This is a genomic window from Bradyrhizobium paxllaeri, from assembly GCF_001693515.2.
GTDB classification, from domain to species: Bacteria; Pseudomonadota; Alphaproteobacteria; order Rhizobiales; family Xanthobacteraceae; genus Bradyrhizobium; species Bradyrhizobium paxllaeri.
Genome location: NZ_CP042968.1, coordinates 2,800,981 through 2,819,440, shown reverse-complemented (window position 1 = coordinate 2,819,440; position 18,460 = coordinate 2,800,981). Strand labels below are relative to the sequence as shown.

The following is an 18,460-nucleotide window of genomic DNA, read 5'->3' as shown; positions in this document are numbered from 1 at the left end:
CACTTGGGCTAGACGGAAATGTGATAACCGCCGTCCACAGCGATGTGCTGGCCGGTGATGTAAGACGCGGCATCCGAAAGCAGAAAACACACCGGCTTGACCGCCTCCTCCGGCGCGGCCCAGCGCCCCATCGGAATCCGCGCCAGGATGCCGTCGCGAAACTTATCGCCCCTGATCGTTTCGGTCATCGGCGTCTCAACGACGCCGAAGCACACTGAATTCGTCCGAACGCCGAACTTCGACCATTCCTTGGCGGTCGACATCGTCATGCCCAGCAGGCCGCTCTTGGCCGCGGCATAGTTTATCTGCCCGATGGAACCGGCTCTTCCGGCATCCGAGGAAATATTCACGATCGATCCCGGATTTTCGCGGCCGGCCTTTCCTTGCGCAAGCATGATTCGACCCACGGCCTGGGTCCACAGGAATGCGCCGGTCAGATGCACAGAGATGACCTCGCTCCATTGCTGCAAGGTCATCTTTTCGATCATGGCGGGCCGCGTGATGCCGGCATTGTTGACAAGGCCGTCAATGACGCCAACGCGGGCTTTGAGGTCGCTCACCGTCGCTTCAGTGAACTCCGGATCAGCCACGCTGCCGACGTAGGGCAGTAGCTGGCCATTCGTCGTCGCGGCAAATGCGTGAAGCTTGTCACCGTTAAGATCGACACCAACGACTCGCGCTCCCAGGGAAATCGCCAATTTCGCGATCGCCTGCCCGATCCCCTGGGCCGCCCCGGTAACGATGATCGTCTTCCTATCCAATGACATCACATCTTGCATGGATCACTCTCTCCGGCATTCCTGATTGGGTACAACCAGCATCCTATAAACTGTCGATGGAATCCAGATCTGCCATCGCCGTCGTTATGCGTTCGATCATGGTCAGCGTGGTCTCCTCCGGCTGCATGTTCGGCAGCAACGGCGAATGACACAGCGTAATCGTCCACATCAGGAGCGCGTGTACCATTTGCTCCCTGTAGTGCCGGAAGCTCTCGTCGAAATCCGGTTTGGAGCCCGTGAGCTCGGCAAATCGTTCGAGATAGCGAACCAGAAGATCCCTCTCCCACTTGCGGCGATCATCCGGCGTCAGCGCCGCTGTCACCGCGTAGGCGAAGTCCCGGGACCAATGGCCGCGTGAAAGACACTGCCAGTCGCACAGCCCCATCTTTCCTGCGGCCGTCCGGTACCAGTTCCCGATATGCACGTCAGAATGGATCAGGCCCTGCCCCTCGCCTTCGTGGACGGCGAGCGCATGCATGGCCGCCGGCCACACCTTGTCGCGCTGCGCCATCACCGTTTTGGGAATGACGTGCGACGCGGCATCGAATGCCTTCCGGGTGTAATGCTCCAGGTCCATCTTCTCGGCGCCGATCGTGAACCATCTCGGATAGCCGGCAACCCAGCGATATCGCGTTGCTAGCTCGCGGTCGCCGTGAAAGCGCGCATGCAGCGCGGCCAGCACATCAACCATGTCATCCGCCATCTCGCGGGTGACGTAGGTCCGGTGATTGCAAAACGTCGCAGACTTCGTTGCCACGAGATCTTCCAGCAGCAGGATCGACGCAAAAGTCCTGCGGTCGAAGGCGGCATGGTAACCCACAGGCGCCTCGATCTGCAGCAAGGGCCGCAGCTGGACGAAGAACTGACCTTCGACCCGCGCCGTGCCGTTGAAACCGCCGATCATGCGCGTGACGACGCTCGGCAGCGACTTCGTGAAGATCGAGCCCGGCAAGCCGGCCCGGCGGCCGGCTTCGTTATAGGTGAGCAGCAGCCGGTGCCGTTCGTGCGTTCCGGCACTGGCCGGCTTGATCTCGACCTGCGTCACCATGGCGCCAGGATGCTTTTCGCAAAGGACTGCCGTCAGCCATTCGGGCGTGATCGCGCGCGGCGCGCAAGGCACGTCGTCACGCTGCCACGCCTTCGGCCTGACGAGGCGCTCGAACGCAACTCGCCCTCCGATTCTCAGCGCAGCCAAAGCTGTCGCGCCCGATGCACCCATGTTTCCCTCCTCAGCGGACGACAATAGCGCATCGCTCCGGCAAACTCGTGACCGAGGGCCGGACGTCAGTCGCCGCATTTTAGTACACTATCGTACGATATGTAGCACAGCCGGATCAGCAAGCAAGATAAAAGCTGTTTGCTGCTATTGCCTGCCCTGCGCTCTTGCACCGCAGCAACAAGGTCCAAAGAAATCTTGCAGCACGCCATTTCAGTTTTATAGTATATGGTATATGTGTGTACTGATTGGCGCCAAGCGTCGACCAAAGTTCACACGCTCACAAAACAACAAGGGGGAAGCATGAAGATACCGGCACTGGTCGTCATTTCGACCTTGTTCCTCGGCGGCTCCACCGCTTTGGTTGGCGCGGCTGAAAAGAAGTATGGCCCTGGTGTCACCGACACCGAAATCAAGATAGGCCAGACCGTGCCCTACAGCGGACCGGCCTCGGCCTTTTCGAGCTATGGCCGCGTCATGACCGGCTATTTCCAGATGCTCAACGAGAAAGGCGGCATCAACGGCCGGAAAGTGAATTTGATCTCGCTCGACAATGGGTTCAGTCCGCCGAAAGCCATCGAACAGACCCGCAAGCTGGTCGAAAGCGATGAAGTCCTCGCCGAGGTCGGCACCGTCGGCACGGTTCCCAACATCGCCGTCCAGAAGTACCTCAACCAGAACAAGGTCCCCCACATCTTCATCTCGGCGGGCGGCCGGAGGTTCAACGATCCGCAGAATTTCCCCTGGACCGTGCCGTTCTATCCGCCGTTCGAGATGGAGGGCGCCACCTTTGGGCAATTCATCGCCAAGAAGCTGCCGAACGCAAAGATTGCGGTCCTCTATCAGAACGACGATTACGGCAAGGATTATCTCACGGGCTTCAAGCGAGGGCTGGGAACCGGCACCGCCAAGATCGTAGCCGAGGCAACCTACGAGATCAGCTATCCCACCGTCGATTCCGAGGTGATCCAGCTCAAGACCTCCGGCGCTGACACGCTGGTCTATTTCACGACACCGAAGTTCGCCGCCCAGGCGATCAAGAAGGCAAACGAGCTGAACTGGAAGCCGGCCCAGTTTCTCGCCAGTCCGGTCAATTCCGTACAAGGCGTGCTAACCCCCGCCGGACTGGACAATGTCCAGGGCGCCTATACGACGCAGTTCACGAAGCAGGCCGGCGATCCGGCCTGGGCGCAGGATCCGGAAGTCGTCGACTATATCGCCTTCATGAAGAAGTGGGCGCCGAATGACAGCCCGAACGATTTCATCGCGCTCTCAGGTTACGTCAACGCACAGGCCATCGCGCTGGGGCTGAAGCGCTGTGGCGACAATCTGACACGCGAAAACCTGCTGACCCAGGCGACGACGTTCAACAACGAACGCGTCGGCATGCTGCTTCCGGGAATCGAGCTCACCAACTCCAAGGAAAACTACGCGCCCTACCGCGCGCTGCGCATGGCCGTCTTCGAGAAGACGTCATGGAAGCTGCTTGAGGAGTGATTGGAAACAGCGGGGCGGGACACGAAGCGTCTCGCCCCCGATCGACCGGCGACCACCCGCTCAACCTATCACGTCTTCGCGGCGCAATTCGTCGATGGCTGCCGGCGACAGACCTGCCTCCCGCAGGATCTCGTCGGTATGTTGCCCCGGCATCGGCGGCGGCAGGCCGGCGCTGCGTTCCTCCCCGACGAATGTCACGGGGTGACCTACGCAGTTGAGCCGGCCGGCCGCGGCGTGATCGTACGGCATGATCATCGGATTGGCCCTGGTGTGCGGATGCGCGAGCAGTTGGGCGATCGTATTGATCGGCGAACAGGGAATGCCGACCTCGTTGAGCGCGGTGTTCCACTGTTCGACCGTTCGCGACGCGATCGCCAGTTGTACATGGCCGAGTGTTTCGGCGCGATGGGCGACCCGGTCCGCATTGGTGCGAAACCTGGGATCGTCGACGATCGCATCGAGGCCGGCGACCGCGCAGAACTTGCGCCAGAGATTATCGTTGGCCACCCCGATCATGATCGGTCCGTCGGACGCCTCGAACGCCTGGTAGGGACAGAGTGATTCATGGCTGGAGCCGCATTTGGCGGGCTGCATGCCGCGCTCCCAGAAGGTCTGCAGATTGTAACTCAAAAGCCCGAGCGCGGTGTCGAACAGCGACACCTGTATGGACGCGCCCTTGCCGGACTTTTCCCGAGCGAGAAGACACGCCAAAATGCCGCTAAAGGCATGCACGCCGGTCATCTGGTCGATCGGCGAAATCGGGCTGCGGATGTAACCGCCGCCCTCATCCCCCGTCATCGACATGATGCCGCTGAACGCCTGCAGGATCACGTCGTAGCCCGGTGAATTCTTCAGGGGCCCCGACCGGCCGAACCCGGAGATGCTGCAATGAATCAGACGATCGTTCAGCGCACGCAGGCTGTCGGCGTCGATCGCCAGCCGTTCGGCGACGCCCGTGCCAAAACTCTCGATCGCAACGTCGGCCGATCGTGCTAGCTTGTGCACCAGCTCGCGTCCCTTCTCCGACTTCATGTTGATCGCAATGCTGCGCTTGTTGCGGTTGGCGCTCAGGAATACCGTGCCCAGCCCCGGCGCGGGAAAGGGCGGCCATCCGCGCGTCTCATCGCCCTGCCCCACCGCCTCGACCTTAATCACTTCGGCGCCGAGATCGCCGAGATACTGGGCGCAGAGCGGACCGGCGAGAACTTTTGAAAGATCAAGAACCCTGACACCATCGAGCGGCTTTGCCACGATTTGTCTCCCTTCGGCTGCGCGCTTCGCCTAACCAACTCCGGCGGCGAACAGGCCGCCGAGGTAAGCGGGAAAGCCTTCTCTTGTTACGAGCAAATAGTCGGCGGCCCGTCGCTCGGCCTCGTCAAGCTGGGACCGCCAGCCTGCCGCCACGGCTTCCGCTTCGGCGAGGCGAGCTCGCAGCAGCTCCTTTCCCCATGTCTTCGGCTCGTCGTCAAACCAATAGCTCGCACCGGAGATCCGACCATCGAAGACGGTATTCTGCGCCTGATCGATGCGAAATCCCGCCCGTGCGAAGGATTGAGAAAGCTCTTCGCCTCTCTCCGATTGGACCGCAAGTACGCGCGAGATCGCAGCAACAGCATCGACGACCTTGGGATTCATCCCGTTCTTTCTCAGCCGCTCGTAGTCGAGTCTTCCAAGGAACAATGTCCGGATCATGTTGCGGGGCTCGCGTCGCTGGATCAGCTCCGCAAAGATGTTCATCTCGGTCCGGATCGCGTCGTCGAAACGTTGCGGAAATCCGTGTTCGACGCAGTCGAGAATGGCGAGCGGCGCCGGATAGTGCCCCAACGTGTCGGCCAGAACGCTGGCGCGCTGCTGTCCGATCTGCGCCGCGAAGCGTTCCGCATCCTTTGCGCGCCAGCCGGGCCGGTCCCATGGCTGCGCGGCCGGAGGGCGCGACAATACCCAGCGCTCCGCGGCCGCCACCTCCTCGCCCGGCGCCACCAATGCGTCGGCGAGACCGGCCGCGATCGCCGCCGCTCCGCCGATCCTGGCACCGTCGAGCAGAACCGGCAGTGCCGCCTCGACGCCGATCAGACGCGGAAGACGCTGGGTTCCTCCCCCTCCCGGCAACAATCCCACCAGCGACTCGGGCAGGCCAAACGTGCTCTGCGGCTGATCGGTGATGACCCTGTAATGCGCCGCAAGCGCGAATTCGGCGCCGCCGCCCAGCGCCAGTCCCGAAATCGCTACCGCGACGGGCTTGCCCGCGGTTTCGAGCTTGCGCAATCCCTGGCTCAGCCGGAAGAAGTGATCGAATGCAACGTGGTCGCGCTCAACCGCGGGCGCCGCCATGATCATATCGTAGGCGGTCTCCAGCTCGGCCAGATCGGCGCCGGCGCAGAACGCGGAAGCCTTGCCGGAGCGGATGACGACACCCGCCACGTCGCTTTGCGGCAGCCAGTCGGCAAACCGGCCGAGTTCCTCGATCGCCGCGTTCGAGAAGACGTTCATCGAGCGGCCGGGCATGTCGAACACCAAGTGAAGGACCCCGCTCGGCGATCGTTCGGTCCGAAATTGCTTCAGCTCCGGCGCTTCCGGCATCGTTTCCTCGTCGCTTGAGTTACCGTTCGTTGGTGTACTATCGTGCTTGCGCAGCGCAAGTCTTGCATTGTATACCGATCTCGATAATGGTACACTAGCAAACTAAATCAGACAGGACGCGTTTTGACAATGATCGAGCGCACGATCTTTCGCGAGGAACATGAAATTTTCCGGGAAACGGTCCGGCGCTTCGTCGATCGCGAGATCGTGCCCTTCCACGCCAAATGGGAAGAGGACGGCATCGTTCCGCGCGAGCTGTGGCTCAAGGCCGGCGCGGCCGGACTGCTCTGCTGCACGGTGCCCGAGGAATATGGCGGGATGGGACTGGATTACCTCTTTGACGTCGTCGTATTCGAGGAGTTGTGGCGGTCCGGCGCCAGCGGGCCCGGCTTTCTGATCCATACCGATCTCGTCGCGACATATCTTCTGTCCTTCGGTACCGAGGCACAAAAGCGCAAATGGCTGCCCAAGATGGTGTCGGGCGAAGCGATCGGATCGCTCGGCATGACCGAACCTCATGCCGGCAGCGATCTCAAGGCAATCCGGACCCGCGCTGTGCGTGACGGCGACGATTTTGTCATCAACGGCCAGAAGGTGTTCATTTCCAACGGCCAGCTTTGCGACTTCGTCGTGCTGGCGACCAAGACCGACAGCCATGCCGGAGCAAAAGGCGTTACGCTGTTTATCGTCGAGAGCGACCGGCCCGGTTTCAAGCGCGGCCGGAATCTGGAGAAGCTCGGCATGAAGGCGCAGGATACGTCGGAGCTGTTCTTCGACAATGTCCGCATTCCCGCAAGCAACCTGCTTGGCAAGGAGGGCAAAGGATTTGCCCAGATGATGACCAAGCTGTCGCAGGAGCGGCTCGCCCAGGCAATCCGTTCGGCAACGGTCACGGAAACGGTGATCGACTGGACGTTGCGATATACCGCCGAGCGCAGCGCGTTCGGCCAGAAGATTGCCGATTTCCAGAACACCCAGTTCAAGCTGGCCGATCTCAGGACCAAGGCGGCCGTCGCCCGTGTCTTCACCGACAAATGCATCTCGCTGTTCATGGAAGGCAAGCTCGATCCCGTGGACGCCGCGATGGCAAAGATGTTCACCTCCGAGCTTCACTGCGAAACGGTGGATGAGTGCCTGCAGCTATTCGGCGGCTGGGGATACATGTGGGAATACCCGATTGCGCGGGCCTATGCGGACGCAAGGATCGTAAAAATCGCCGGAGGTTCGATCGAGATCATGAAGACAATCATCGCGCGGCAGATGTATTCGCAGCACGGATTTGCGCTGCAGAAGAACGGCGCGGTCTCGTGAGCTGAACGCCGCGTGCGCGCTGCACCGGCAGCATCATATTCCGGCTTGATCGGGCCGCGCGCGCCAACAACAATGACAAGCGACAAGGGAGGTTTGCGTTGAAGGGCCTATCTGGAAAAGTAGCCGTCGTCACCGGCGGCGGACAGGGAATCGGCCGTGGGCTGACGCTGCGCCTCGCCGAGGAAGGTTGCAAGGTCGCGGTGTTCGACATCAACCCGCAAGCCGGCGAAGAAACCGCCAAGCTCGCGCCGCAGGCGGTCATCAAGACCTATGCGGTGGATGTCGGAGATGCCGCCTCCGTCGGCGAAGCCGTGGCCAAGGTGGAAGCCGAGCTCGGCCCGATCTGGCTACTGGTCAACAATGCCGGCTGGGACCGGCCGATGCCGTTCCTGAAGACCGACAAGGAGCTCTGGGACAAGATCATCCGCATCAATCTCTATGGTCCGCTCAACACCCACAAGGCGGTTGCGCCCCTGATGGCCGAACGCGGCGGCGGAAGGATCGTCAACATCGCTTCCGATGCGGCACGGGTCGGAACCAGCGACGAAGCTGTCTACTCCGCCTGCAAGGGCGGGCTGATCTCCTTCACGAAATCACTCGCCCGCGAACTGGCGCGCAAGAACGTCCTGCTCAACGCCATCTGCCCAGGCCCAACCAACACGCCGATGATGGCCACCGTCCTTGGCGAAGGCGAGCAAGCCGTCAAATGGAAGGACGCGATGGTCAGGGGAATCCCGCTGCGGCGGATGGGCGAGCCGGAAGACTATGGCGGGATCGTTGCCATGCTCGCCTCTGACGATGGAAAATACATCACCGGACAGACCATTTCGGTGTCCGGCGGAATGAACATGATCTAACCCGCGCGAGGAAATGCCATGACCGATCCAAAGCAATTTACCGACGTCATCTATGAAGTTCGCGACCGCGCGGCGTGGATCATCATCAACCGTCCAAAAGTCTACAACGCGTTCCGCGGACAGACATTGGAGGAACTGATCCAGGCCTTCCATCTCGCCGCCAACGATCGGCAGGTCGCCAGCATCGTCCTGACCGGCGCCGGCGAGAAGGCGTTCTGTACCGGCGGCGATCAATCGGCGCATGAGGGCCAGTATGATGGCCGCGGCGTGGTGGGACTGCCGATCGATGAACTGCAGGGCCTAATCCGCGATGTGCCGAAGCCGGTGATCGCCCGCGTCAATGGCTTTGCCATCGGCGGCGGCAATGTGCTTGCCACGCTCTGCGACCTCACCATTGCGGCCGACACCGCCCAGTTCGGACAGGTCGGTCCGAAAGTCGGATCGGTCGACGCCGGCTGGGGTACGGCCTTTCTTGCCCGCCATGTCGGTGACAAGAAGGCCCGCGAGATCTGGTTCATCAACGATCGCTACACCGCCGAGCAGGCCCGCGAGATGGGCCTGGTCAACAAGGTCGTCCCCGCAGCGCAGCTCGACGCCGCCGTCAAGGACTGGACCGACAAGCTGGCGCAACGATCGCCGACCGCCATCGCGCTGGCGAAGCGTTCCTTCAACGCCGATTCAGACAACATCCGCGGCATCAGCAACTTTGCCCTTCACGCGGTGAAAATGTTCTATGACACTGCTGAATCAAAGGAAGGTGTCTCCGCCTTCAACGAAAAGCGCGAACCGGACTTCCACAAGTTCGTGTCCTGACGGTCGCTGACGTCGGAATCGCAAGTTGAGAGAGGGATCATGGCATCGCACAAGGTCATCATTTCCTGCGCGGTTACCGGATCGATCCACACGCCCTCGATGTCGCCGCATTTGCCGGTGACGCCTGCCGAGATCGCCGAGTCCGCGCTCGGCGCGGCGGCGGCGGGGGCCGCGATCGTTCATCTCCATGCGCGCAATCCGGTCGATGGGCGGCCGGATCAATCGCCGGAGGCGTTCGAACCGTTCCTGCGCGTCATCAAGCAGAGTTCGAACGTCGTCGTGAATCTGACGACCGGCGGATCGCCCTACATGACCGTCGAGGAGCGCGTGCGGCCGGCCGCCACCTGGAAGCCGGAAGTCGCGAGCCTCAACATGGGCTCGATGAATTTCGGCCTATTCCCGATGCTGAAACGCTACAAGTCGTTCAAGCACGACTGGGAGCCGCAGATGCTGGAGGGCTCCCACGATCTCGTATTCCGAAACTCGTTTAGGGATATCCGCTATGCGCTGGAGACGCTGAACGGCTCGGGCGCGCGCTACGAGTTCGAATGCTACGACACCAGCCACCTCTATAACCTGCACTATTTCTGGACCGAAGGCCTCGTCAAGGCGCCGCTGTTCATCCAGACCTGCTTCGGGCTCCTTGGCGGCATCGGCTCGCACGCGGATGACGTGATGCACATGAAGCGGACGGCCGACCGCCTGTTCGGCGACAACTACCGCTGGTCGGTTCTCGGCGCCGGCCGCGCCCAGATGCAGGTCGCTGCGATGGCGGCCTCGATGGGCGGGAACGTCCGGGTCGGGCTTGAAGACAGCCTATGGATTGGCGCGGGCCGCCTCGCCCAGACCAATGCCGAACAGGTGACTCAAGTCCGCAAGATCATCGAAGGCCTTGGACTGGAGATCGCCACTCCGGACGAGGCGCGCGAAATCCTTCAGCTCAAGGGCGGCGACAAGGTCGCCTTCTAGCTTCAACCTACGGCACGACGGACATGCTGCAAAACCGCCCGGTATTCGACGAAGAGCACGCCCTGTTGCGCGAAAGCGTTCGCCGCTTTGCCGCAGCCAGGATACAGCCGCACTTTCAGGAATGGGAAAAAGCCGGAATCATCGACCGCGCCCTGTGGCCGGCCGCCGGCCAGGCCGGCCTGCTCTGCCCCCAGGTGCCGGAACAATATGGCGGGATCGGCGGTGATTTCCGTCACAACGCCGTCGTCATCGAAGAGCTCGCCTATTCCGGCTTTGCAGGCCCGGCGACCGACTTTTCAGTGCACAGCGACGTCTGCTGCGGTTATGTGCTGCATTACGGCACCGAGGAGCAGAAGAAGAAATGGCTGCCGCGCATGGTCGCCGGAGAGACCGTCTGCGCCATCGCGATGACCGAGCCCGGCACCGGCAGCGACCTGCAGGGCATTCGCACCCGCGCCGTTCGGGAAGGCGATGAATACGCCATCTCCGGCCAGAAGACCTTCATCTCGAATGGCCAGATGTGTGATCTCGTCATCGTGGTTGTCAGAACTAACCCGGACGGCGGATCGCGTGGCATGAGCCTCGTGCTGGTCGAGACCGATCGCGCCGGCTTCCGGCACGGCCGCAACCTCGACAAGCTCGGCCATCTCTCCTCCGATACCTCAGAACTGTTCTTCGACCAGGTCCGCGTTCCCATCGAAAACCTGCTCGGCTCGGAAGGCGGCGCCATGGCCGCGCTGATGAGCGAGCTGCCGCAGGAGCGGTTGACGATCGCGCTGCATTCGATCGCCGCCGCGCAGAAGGCGTTCGACATCACCAAGAATTATGTCGGAGAGCGCAAGGCGTTCGGACAGCCGATCGGAACGTTTCAGAACACGCGGTTCAGGCTGGCCGATCTGAAGGCCGATCTTGCGGTCGGATGGGCCTATGTCGACCAGTGCCTGCGCGACCACGTTCGCGGCGAGCTCACGACCTATGCGGCTTCGACCGCAAAGCTTTGGACCACCGAGATGCATGGCCGCCTGGTCGATCAGTGCCTGCAGTTCTTCGGCGGTTACGGCTTCATGCGCGAATACGAGATCTGCCGTCTGTTTGCCGATGCGCGCGTGCTGCGCATCTATGGCGGGACGTCGGAGATCATGCGCGAGCTGATTTCGCGCAACCTCTGACGGGGACGCCGCCGATCAATAGCTTTTCGGCAAGTCGAGCACCTTCTCGGCGATGAAGCTCAGGATCAGTTGCTCCGTGATCGGCGCAAGGCGGGTAATCGAGACTTCGCGAAACAGCCGCTCGACATGATACTCCTTGGCGTAGCCGAAACCGCCATGGGTCATGATGGCCTGCCAGGCCGCATCGTGACCGGCGCGAGCGCCGAGAAACTTCGCGCTGTTGGCTTCGGCCCCGCACGGCCTGCCGTTGTCGTAGAGCCAGGCGGCGCGCGTCGCCATCTGCCATGCCGCCTCTAGATACATCCAGCGTTCCGCCAGCGGGTGCTGTATGCCCTGGTTCTGACCGATCGGACGATCGAACACGATGCGCTCCCGCGCGTAACGCGCCGCCCGGCGCAGCGCGTCCTGCCCGATCCCGATCGCCTCGACCGCGATCAGGATCCGCTCGGGATTGAGGCTGTGAAGGATGTAGGAGAAACCCTTGCCCTCCTCGCCGATCCGGTCCGCTTCCGGAATGAACAGTCCGTCGATGAAAATGGCATTGGAATCCACCGCCTTGCGGCCCATCTTTGGAATGCGGCGGACTTCGATCTTGGAGCGATCGAGATCGGTGTAGAAGATGGTGATGCCGTCGGTCGGCCGCTTGCAGTCCTCGAACTTGGTGGTCCGCGTCAGCAGCATGATCTTGTTGGCCACCTGCGCCGTCGAGGTCCAGACCTTCTGTCCATGGACGCGATATCCGCCGGGCACTTTTTCGGCAAAGGTCTTGATGCGTGTGGTGTTCAGCCCGGCATCCGGTTCGGTGAAGCCGAAGCAGCATTGGTCTTCACCCGAAACCAACCGCGGAACCCAGCGCCGCTTCTGCTCATCCGTTCCCTTCACGACGATCGGATGCGGGCCAAACAAATTTATATGCACGGCGGACGACGACGTCATGCCGCCGCCATGGCTTGCCACCTCATGCATCATGATGGCGGCCTCGGTCACGCCAAGGCCCGACCCGCCATATTCCTCCGGCATGGTGATGCCGAGCCAGCCGGCATCCGCCATCGCGCGGTGGAATTCGCGCGGAAACTCGCCGTCCTCGTCGCGCGCCAGCCAGTATTCGTCATCGAAGCGGGTGACGACGGCGCGAACGCCGTCACGAATGGCGGCATGATCTTCCGGGACGTCGCGCTGATTGGAGAACGATTTATCCATTGAAACCTCCCTCCCCGACGGACGCCAGCGTTCGACGCGCGGCGGTCAGATGCGGCATGTCGTACATCTTGCCGTCGATCCCGACCGTTCCGATCTCGGGATTGGCGGCGAATGCGGCGACGACACGGCGCGCATGTTCGAGATCAGCGTCCGACGGCGTGAAGCAGGTATTGATGGTGGCGACCTGATCGGGATGGATTGCGATCCGGCCGACAAATCCGTCACGGCGCGCGATCCTGCAGCTTTCCGCAAGTCCGTCCTGATCCCTGAAGTCCGCATACAGCGTTTCGAGCGCGGCCGCGTCCGCGGCTCCGGCCGCGAACAAACATTGTGCCCGCGCCACCTGGTAAGGAAACGTCCAGCTCCCGTCCGCTTCCTTGTTGGTGAGAGCGCCCAGTGCGGCGCCCAGATCTTCCGCGCCCCAGGTCATCGCCACCAGACGCTTGTTCTTGCGCGCATAGCCGTTGAAACCGATCATGGCGGCAGGCGTTTCGGTGGCGACGACCAACAGCTTGACGTGGCCGGGCGTCATGCCCGTGGCCACCTCCAGCACGTCGGCATAATGCGAGACGAGATCGACATCCTCGATGCCGTTGACCTTGGGAATGAGAATGCCGTCGAGACCCGGACGCACCACCGCCGCCAGATCTTCCAGCGTCAGGCCGGTGCCGAACGGGTTGATCCGAACCAGGAACGACCAGTCCCTTCTTTCGCCGGTCCCCAGCAGCGCCTTGACGGCATCACGAGCAAACGCCTTTCGGCCCGGCGCAACCGAGTCCTCCAGGTCAAGGATCAGCGCGTCGGCGCCAACGCCGGTGGCCTTGGCGTATTTCCGTTCGCTGTCGGCCGGCACGAACAGAAGCGAGCGCAGTCTCATTTGGGTTGCCTCATCATCAGAGCGTTCCGGCGGCAGTAGACCACTTCCTCATCGCGCTGATTGAATCCGCGATGCTCGAACGTCACGATGCCCTGCGTCGGACGGGACTTGCTTTCGCGCAATGATACGACCTTGGTTTCTGCGCGCAGCGTATCGCCGCCGAATACCGGGCGCGGAAACTTGGTGTCCTCCATTCCCAGATTGCCGACGGTCGTTCCCAGCGTCGTATCCTGAACCGACAACCCGATGACCAGGCCGAGCGTGAAGATCGAATTCATCAGCGGCTTTCCGAACTCGGTGCCCTTGGCGTATTCGTGGTCGATATGCACGGCCGCCGGATTGTAGGTCAGCGACGAGAACAGGATGTTGTCCATATCGGTCACGGTACGCCGGATTTCATGGGAGAATGTCTGTCCGACGGAAAATTGTTCGAAGAAGAGCCCCGCCATTTGTTGCCTCTTGCTGGATCTCGGGGTGAATAAGACGGCCTGCGCCGCAACGCTTTCTTGTCTTCGACCGGTTTTCTATCGTATTACGATATCGTACACAAGTGTACGAATTGGGAGGATTGACCATGGGCGCTATCGTGAACCGACAGGTGCGGCTGGTTTCGCGGCCGCGGGGAATACCACAAGCCGAGCATTTTGCGCTGGCGACGGAACCGATGCCCGCGCCCGGCAAGAGCGAGATCCTGGTCAGGAACCGCTACCTCTCAGTCGATCCGGCCCAACGCGGATGGGCCAATGATGAAGGGAACTACAGCGCGCCGGTGCCGCTCAACTCGCCCATGCGCGCGCTCGCCGTCGGCGAAATTCTCGAGAGCAATGCCGCCGAATTTCACGCGGGCGAGTTCGTCTATGGCTGGTTCGGCTGGCAGACGTATTGTGTCGCCACGCCACAGGCCGTGCTGCGCCGCGTAACACCCTCGGCATTGCCGCTGAGCGCCAATCTGGGCCTGCTCGGCATCAACGGTCTCACCGCCTATCTGGCGCTGCACCGGCTTGGCGATCCCAAGCCCGGCGAACATGTGCTGGTCTCGACCGCGGCCGGCAGCGTCGGAAGTTTTGTCGGACAACTCGCACGGATAGCCGGTTGCCATGCCGTCGGGCTGACCAGTTCGGCCGAAAAGGCTGCACTGGCCCAAGCGCGCTACGGCTATCGGCGCATGATCAACTATCGCGACACCGCCGATCTTGCCGGCGCGATCCGCGAGGCATGCCCAGATGGCAACGACGTCTTCTTCGACAATACCGGCGGGCCAATCGCCGATGCGGCGATCCGCTCCATGCGGCTGCGCGGAAGGATCATCCAGTGCGGCACGGCCGCGAACGCCTCCTGGACGCCTGTTCCCACAGGGCCCCGTCCCGAACGGGAAGTTCTCACCCGTCGCCTGCGATGGTCGGGCTTCATTATCTTTGACCACATCGCCGAGTTCGAGGAAGCGGCAACGCACCTGACGCAATTCGCGCTCGACGGCAAGATCGTCCACGACGAGGAAATCCTGCCGGGGCTCGAACATGCGCCTGGCGCCATTGCCCGGCTTTACCGCGGAGAAAATCACGGCAAGCTGATCATTGCCGTCGACTAGGCGACGGTCACCTTAGCCGCTGGCTTTCCGCTTCATCACCTCGGGCAATGTGGCGCGATGAAAGCCTTCGAACGGCACGCTGCGGCTGTGCGGCTCCAGCTTCCAGGTGGTTCGTGCATTCGGCGTGCCGCCGTCGACGCGAAGGCAGGAGCCGGTGACATAGGCGCCCGCCGGCGAAAGCAGGAAGATGATAGCGGCGGATATTTCCGCTTCCGTTCCGAAACGCTGCAGCGGCACACGCTCGGTGAAGTCGTGCAGCTTCGCCTGCATTTCCGGCGTGTAGGTATCGAAGCCGCTCGACACAATCCCGCCGGGCGCCACCGCATTGACGCGCACGCCCGATCCCGACCACTCGCAGGCGGCCGTTTCAGTCAGCGTCAGCATGCCGCCACGGGCGGCCGCCGAGTGGCCGAACTCGGGCCAGCCGTGCCAGATGTCGGCGATGATGTTCACGATCGCGCCGCCATTGGCTTCCATCCAACGGTTATAGACCTCGCGCATGAAAATGAAGCCGCCGGTCAGGTTGTTGCGCACGACCGCCTCGAATCCCTTGGTGGAGATCGCCTTCAACGGCGCGCGAAACTGGCCGCCGGCATTGTTGACGAGGCCGTCGATGCGCCCATATTTCGCAAGCACCGCTTCGATGGCGGCCACGACCATCGCGTCATCGCGGATGTCGCAGGCGTGGCTCATCACCTGCCCGCCATCCTCCTCGATTTCCCGCTGCACCTCGTTGAGCTTTTCCACCGTTCGGCCGAGGATCGCCACGTTTGCGCCGAGGGCCGCGAGCTCATGCGCCGTGCAGCGCCCGATCCCGCTGCCGCCACCGGTCACGATGATCGTCTGACCCTTGAACAGGTCCGGCCTGAACACGGACTGATATGGCATGGTCTCGTCTCCCTGACGTCTTGTCGCTATCCTGCGGCCTGTGCCAGCGCCGCCGGCGCCCGGCGAGCATTGCGCCCGATTATGGTACACTATATTACTATCTGACGTAAGACAATGACGATGGGAGCTCAGCCGTGACGCAACCGAACACGATTACCCTGGAAACCCGCGGCGCGATCGAGATCCTGACCCTGACCCGCCCCGACCAGCTCAACGCCGTCTCGCCGGAAATGATTGCGGATCTGACCGGCTATTTCTCCGGTCTCCACGACCGGCCGACGACGCGCGTCGTGATCCTGCGCGGCAACGGACCGCAATTTTCGGCAGGCGCCGAACTCGGCTCGGATGCGTTCGCCGCACCCGGCAAAGGACGGCCACAGCGCCAGCTCAGGATGCAGCAAAACTATTCCGGCGTGATCCGCTTGATGCGATCCTGCCCGCAGCCGATCATCGGGCTTGTCCATGGCGCCGCGTGCGGCGCCGGCTTTTCTTTTCTGCTGGCCTGCGACGTTCGCTTCGCCACACCGGATGCACGGATGAATGCCGCTTATATCCGCATCGGCGTCGGCGGTTGCGACATGGGTTCGGGCTACCTCCTGCCTCGGCTGGTAGGCCTTTCCGTCACCTCCGAATTGTTGCTCACGGGCCGCTTCCTCAAGGCCGAGCGCGCCAAGGCGATCGGGCTGGTCAGTGATATCGTTCCCGCCGACGAATTGCTGGCCAAGGGATTGGAATTCGCCTCCGAAATGCTGCGCGTCTCGCCGATGGGACTGCGGCTGACAAAGCAGGCGCTCAACGTCCTCATCGACGCCCCGAGTCTGGATGCCGCACTCATGATGGAAGACCGCCAGCAGGTGATCCTGCTGGAGACGAATGACCACGCGGAAGCGGTCGCGGCGTTTCGCGAGCGGCGGAATCCGACCTACTCCGATCAATAACCAGGACGGATGCCGCCTTTGCGCTACTTCGTTTCGGCAAACGCCGCAGCGATCTCCTTCAGCTTGAACTTCTGGATCTTGCCGCTGGCGGTGCGCGGAAGGTCAGCGACCGCCTCGACGCGCTCCGGCCAGAACTGCTTCGCCATCTTGCAGTCGCCCAAATAGGCCTGCACCGTCGCCAGATCGATCGTGCTGCCCTGTCGTGGAACGATGAACGCGCAACCCCGCTCGCCGAGCCGCGCATCCGGAAAACCAACGACGGCGACCGCGGCCACGGCAGGATGCTTGTAGAGCAGGTTCTCGACCTCGACGACCGGCACGTTCTCCCCGCCCCTGATCAGGATGTCCTTCACCCGGCCCGAAATGCGGATGTAGCCATCCTCGTCCATGTAGGCGAGATCACCAGAATCGAACCACCCCTCGCCGTCAAATGTCTGAAGCTCCGGCCGCTTGTAGTAGCCCTTGAACATCTGGGCACCACGAACGAGCAGCCGCCCCGATTGACCGGCAGGCGCCGGCTTGCCGTCGAGATCGACAATCCGGACTTCCATCCCGTCCTGCGCCCGGCCATCCGTGGTCGCCGACTTTTCCCCTGCCCGCGAAGGTTCGGTGAGCGTGCCCGACAGAATCTCGGTCATGCCCCAGAGCGAACAGACTTTTAGACCGAGTTCGTTGGCTGCCCGCTCGATCAGCACGGAAGGAATCGGCGCGCCGCCGCACAGGAACGAGCGCAGGTCTTTCGGATGGGGAGCGCCCGCCTTCACGGCCTCACAGATGTCGCTCAGGAACGGCGTGGAGGCGGCGGTATAGGTGACGCCTTCGCTCGCCATCAGGCTGACGCCGTGCTTGGCCTCCCATACGTCCTGAAGGACCATCGTGCCGCCAAGGTAGACCGAGAGCAGAACGATTGCGGCATATCCCGTCATGTGGCCGACCGGCGAGGCCACCAGCAGGACATCGCTGGAATCGAGACCGAACCTGCCCGTCAGCGCCTTGCAGCAGGCAACGAGCGAGTTCGACGTGTGCATGACGCCCTTCGGCTCGCCCGTGGTGCCCGAGGTGAACATCAGCACAGCCATGTCATCCGGAGCCAGCCCTGAGGGAAGTTTTGCGGGATCGGACGCCAGCAGCACGGAATCGAAACTGTCAGGCCCGTCGCCATCGACGACGATCAGGTGCTGGAGATCGGGCAGATCGCCGCGCATCCCCTGTGCCATCGCGGCGTAATCGAATCCGCGATAGGCCTTCGGAACGATGAAAACCTTGGCCTTGCAGAAATTCAGGATGTAGACGAGTTCGCGCTCCCGCAGGATCGGCATCACCGGATTCATCACGGCGCCGATCTTGCTGCAGGCGAAAGCAGTGACGACGAATTCCCACCAGTTCGGGAGTTGCACCGTGACAATGTCGCCGCGCCCGACGCCGAGCTGCAGCAGCGAGGTGGCGGCGCAATTTGCGCGCCTTTCGAGCTCCTTGTAGGTCAGACGAAGAGCCTGCCCGCGATCTGCCCGATCGGCGACGATCGACACCTTGTCGGGTGTCCTGGCCACCGCCTCGGTAAGAAGCTGATCGACGGTCTTGTCGAGCCAGTATCCGGCCTCTCGGAAACTGGCGGGAGAAATATCTCGCTTGGCAGCGGCTGCGGTCATCTTTCCCTCCTACGGCGGATTTTTCCGAATTCTATGTTCGGATTGATTTAGTTCACTAGTGTACCTTATTCTGGATTACGATAGCTTGCAACTGGGCAAGATTGTCGCGTCCAGATCCTGGCGCCGGTT

The 18,460-nt window shown here is 62.1% G+C and carries 17 protein-coding genes; 8 read left to right on the top strand and 9 right to left on the bottom strand.

The features are described from left to right. Window positions 1-8: 8 nt before the first annotated feature. Both LMTR21_RS13225 and LMTR21_RS13220 read right to left on the bottom strand, forming a co-directional pair. The gene (locus LMTR21_RS13225; RefSeq protein ID WP_246175449.1) at window positions 9-767 is read right to left on the bottom strand and encodes an SDR family NAD(P)-dependent oxidoreductase; all 759 of its coding nucleotides are present in this window, start codon (window positions 765-767) and stop codon (window positions 9-11) included. Between the two features lie 55 nt (window positions 768-822). After that, entirely contained in the window at window positions 823-1,998 is a 1,176-nt protein-coding gene (locus LMTR21_RS13220; protein ID WP_187399351.1) for a phosphotransferase, read from the bottom strand. 300 nt (window positions 1,999-2,298) lie between these two features. Here LMTR21_RS13220 and LMTR21_RS13215 point away from each other — a divergent pair, with 300 nt between their 5' ends. Beyond that, window positions 2,299-3,492 (top strand): ABC transporter substrate-binding protein, encoded by a 1,194-nt coding sequence (locus tag LMTR21_RS13215; protein ID WP_065750004.1) that lies wholly within the window; start codon window positions 2,299-2,301, stop codon window positions 3,490-3,492. 60 nt (window positions 3,493-3,552) lie between these two features. Here LMTR21_RS13215 and LMTR21_RS13210 read toward each other — a convergent pair whose 3' ends face one another. Together LMTR21_RS13210 and LMTR21_RS13205 are read right to left on the bottom strand one after the other, a co-directional pair. After that, the gene (locus tag LMTR21_RS13210) at window positions 3,553-4,743 is read right to left on the bottom strand and encodes a CaiB/BaiF CoA transferase family protein (protein WP_141688023.1); all 1,191 of its coding nucleotides are present in this window, start codon (window positions 4,741-4,743) and stop codon (window positions 3,553-3,555) included. Between the two features lie 30 nt (window positions 4,744-4,773). After that, on the bottom strand, window positions 4,774-6,072 hold the full coding sequence (locus LMTR21_RS13205; RefSeq protein ID WP_065750002.1) for an enoyl-CoA hydratase-related protein: 1,299 nt from the start codon (window positions 6,070-6,072) through the stop codon (window positions 4,774-4,776). 129 nt (window positions 6,073-6,201) lie between these two features. Here LMTR21_RS13205 and LMTR21_RS13200 point away from each other — a divergent pair, with 129 nt between their 5' ends. The 5 genes from LMTR21_RS13200 (at window position 6,202) to LMTR21_RS13180 (ending at window position 11,191) form a co-directional block, all read left to right on the top strand. Continuing rightward, window positions 6,202-7,383, top strand: coding sequence for an acyl-CoA dehydrogenase family protein (locus LMTR21_RS13200; RefSeq protein WP_065750001.1), 1,182 nt, complete (start codon window positions 6,202-6,204; stop codon window positions 7,381-7,383). Window positions 7,384-7,481: 98 nt separating this feature from the next. Next, on the top strand, window positions 7,482-8,240 hold the full coding sequence (locus tag LMTR21_RS13195; protein WP_065750000.1) for an SDR family oxidoreductase: 759 nt from the start codon (window positions 7,482-7,484) through the stop codon (window positions 8,238-8,240). 18 nt (window positions 8,241-8,258) lie between these two features. Further along, window positions 8,259-9,053 (top strand): enoyl-CoA hydratase-related protein, encoded by a 795-nt coding sequence (locus LMTR21_RS13190; RefSeq protein ID WP_065749999.1) that lies wholly within the window; start codon window positions 8,259-8,261, stop codon window positions 9,051-9,053. A gap of 39 nt (window positions 9,054-9,092) precedes the next feature. Then, window positions 9,093-10,022: a 3,5-dioxohexanoate:acetyl-CoA acetone transferase gene (kce, locus tag LMTR21_RS13185; protein ID WP_065749998.1), complete on the top strand. Its 930-nt coding sequence runs from the start codon at window positions 9,093-9,095 to the stop codon at window positions 10,020-10,022. Window positions 10,023-10,045: 23 nt separating this feature from the next. Beyond that, the gene (locus tag LMTR21_RS13180) at window positions 10,046-11,191 is read left to right on the top strand and encodes an acyl-CoA dehydrogenase family protein (RefSeq protein WP_065749997.1); all 1,146 of its coding nucleotides are present in this window, start codon (window positions 10,046-10,048) and stop codon (window positions 11,189-11,191) included. 15 nt (window positions 11,192-11,206) lie between these two features. Here LMTR21_RS13180 and LMTR21_RS13175 read toward each other — a convergent pair whose 3' ends face one another. From LMTR21_RS13175 to LMTR21_RS13165, 3 genes are read right to left on the bottom strand one after another with little or no spacing between them, the layout of a single operon-like run. After that, window positions 11,207-12,391, bottom strand: coding sequence for an acyl-CoA dehydrogenase family protein (locus LMTR21_RS13175; RefSeq protein ID WP_065749996.1), 1,185 nt, complete (start codon window positions 12,389-12,391; stop codon window positions 11,207-11,209). Further along, window positions 12,384-13,268, bottom strand: coding sequence for an HpcH/HpaI aldolase/citrate lyase family protein (locus tag LMTR21_RS13170; protein WP_065749995.1), 885 nt, complete (start codon window positions 13,266-13,268; stop codon window positions 12,384-12,386). The genes LMTR21_RS13175 and LMTR21_RS13170 overlap by 8 nt, the downstream gene beginning before the upstream one ends. Then, complete coding sequence (locus tag LMTR21_RS13165) at window positions 13,265-13,717, bottom strand: MaoC family dehydratase (RefSeq protein ID WP_065749994.1); 453 nt, start codon at window positions 13,715-13,717, stop codon at window positions 13,265-13,267. Before LMTR21_RS13165 ends, LMTR21_RS13170 begins: the two co-directional genes overlap by 4 nt. Window positions 13,718-13,842: 125 nt before the next feature. Here LMTR21_RS13165 and LMTR21_RS13160 point away from each other — a divergent pair, with 125 nt between their 5' ends. After that, window positions 13,843-14,856, top strand: a complete 1,014-nt coding sequence (locus tag LMTR21_RS13160) for an NADP-dependent oxidoreductase (RefSeq protein ID WP_065749993.1) — start codon at window positions 13,843-13,845, stop codon at window positions 14,854-14,856. Window positions 14,857-14,868: 12 nt separating this feature from the next. On the opposite strand, the gene LMTR21_RS13155 is transcribed toward LMTR21_RS13160, so the two are convergent. Next, window positions 14,869-15,744 (bottom strand): SDR family oxidoreductase, encoded by an 876-nt coding sequence (locus LMTR21_RS13155; protein ID WP_065749992.1) that lies wholly within the window; start codon window positions 15,742-15,744, stop codon window positions 14,869-14,871. Between the two features lie 134 nt (window positions 15,745-15,878). On the opposite strand from LMTR21_RS13155, the gene LMTR21_RS13150 reads away from it, so the two are divergent. Continuing rightward, window positions 15,879-16,682: an enoyl-CoA hydratase/isomerase family protein gene (locus tag LMTR21_RS13150; RefSeq protein WP_065749991.1), complete on the top strand. Its 804-nt coding sequence runs from the start codon at window positions 15,879-15,881 to the stop codon at window positions 16,680-16,682. A 23-nt stretch (window positions 16,683-16,705) separates the two neighbouring features. On the opposite strand, the gene LMTR21_RS13145 is transcribed toward LMTR21_RS13150, so the two are convergent. Beyond that, window positions 16,706-18,331, bottom strand: coding sequence for an AMP-binding protein (locus LMTR21_RS13145; RefSeq protein ID WP_065749990.1), 1,626 nt, complete (start codon window positions 18,329-18,331; stop codon window positions 16,706-16,708). Window positions 18,332-18,460: the final 129 nt, after the last annotated feature.

What these genes read in the sequence shown, in the direction of transcription:
- LMTR21_RS13225 (WP_246175449.1), bottom strand. Translation starts at nt 767, where the DNA reads ATGTCATTGGATAGGAAGACGATCATCGTTACCGGGGCGGCCCAGGGG.
- LMTR21_RS13220 (WP_187399351.1), bottom strand. Translation starts at nt 1,998, where the DNA reads ATGGGTGCATCGGGCGCGACAGCTTTGGCTGCGCTGAGAATCGGAGGG.
- LMTR21_RS13215 (WP_065750004.1), top strand. Translation starts at nt 2,299, where the DNA reads ATGAAGATACCGGCACTGGTCGTCATTTCGACCTTGTTCCTCGGCGGC.
- LMTR21_RS13205 (WP_065750002.1), bottom strand. Translation starts at nt 6,072, where the DNA reads ATGCCGGAAGCGCCGGAGCTGAAGCAATTTCGGACCGAACGATCGCCG.
- LMTR21_RS13200 (WP_065750001.1), top strand. Translation starts at nt 6,202, where the DNA reads ATGATCGAGCGCACGATCTTTCGCGAGGAACATGAAATTTTCCGGGAA.
- LMTR21_RS13190 (WP_065749999.1), top strand. Translation starts at nt 8,259, where the DNA reads ATGACCGATCCAAAGCAATTTACCGACGTCATCTATGAAGTTCGCGAC.
- kce (WP_065749998.1), top strand. Translation starts at nt 9,093, where the DNA reads ATGGCATCGCACAAGGTCATCATTTCCTGCGCGGTTACCGGATCGATC.
- LMTR21_RS13180 (WP_065749997.1), top strand. Translation starts at nt 10,046, where the DNA reads ATGCTGCAAAACCGCCCGGTATTCGACGAAGAGCACGCCCTGTTGCGC.
- LMTR21_RS13175 (WP_065749996.1), bottom strand. Translation starts at nt 12,391, where the DNA reads ATGGATAAATCGTTCTCCAATCAGCGCGACGTCCCGGAAGATCATGCC.
- LMTR21_RS13170 (WP_065749995.1), bottom strand. Translation starts at nt 13,268, where the DNA reads ATGAGACTGCGCTCGCTTCTGTTCGTGCCGGCCGACAGCGAACGGAAA.
- LMTR21_RS13165 (WP_065749994.1), bottom strand. Translation starts at nt 13,717, where the DNA reads ATGGCGGGGCTCTTCTTCGAACAATTTTCCGTCGGACAGACATTCTCC.
- LMTR21_RS13160 (WP_065749993.1), top strand. Translation starts at nt 13,843, where the DNA reads ATGGGCGCTATCGTGAACCGACAGGTGCGGCTGGTTTCGCGGCCGCGG.
- LMTR21_RS13155 (WP_065749992.1), bottom strand. Translation starts at nt 15,744, where the DNA reads ATGCCATATCAGTCCGTGTTCAGGCCGGACCTGTTCAAGGGTCAGACG.
- LMTR21_RS13145 (WP_065749990.1), bottom strand. Translation starts at nt 18,331, where the DNA reads ATGACCGCAGCCGCTGCCAAGCGAGATATTTCTCCCGCCAGTTTCCGA.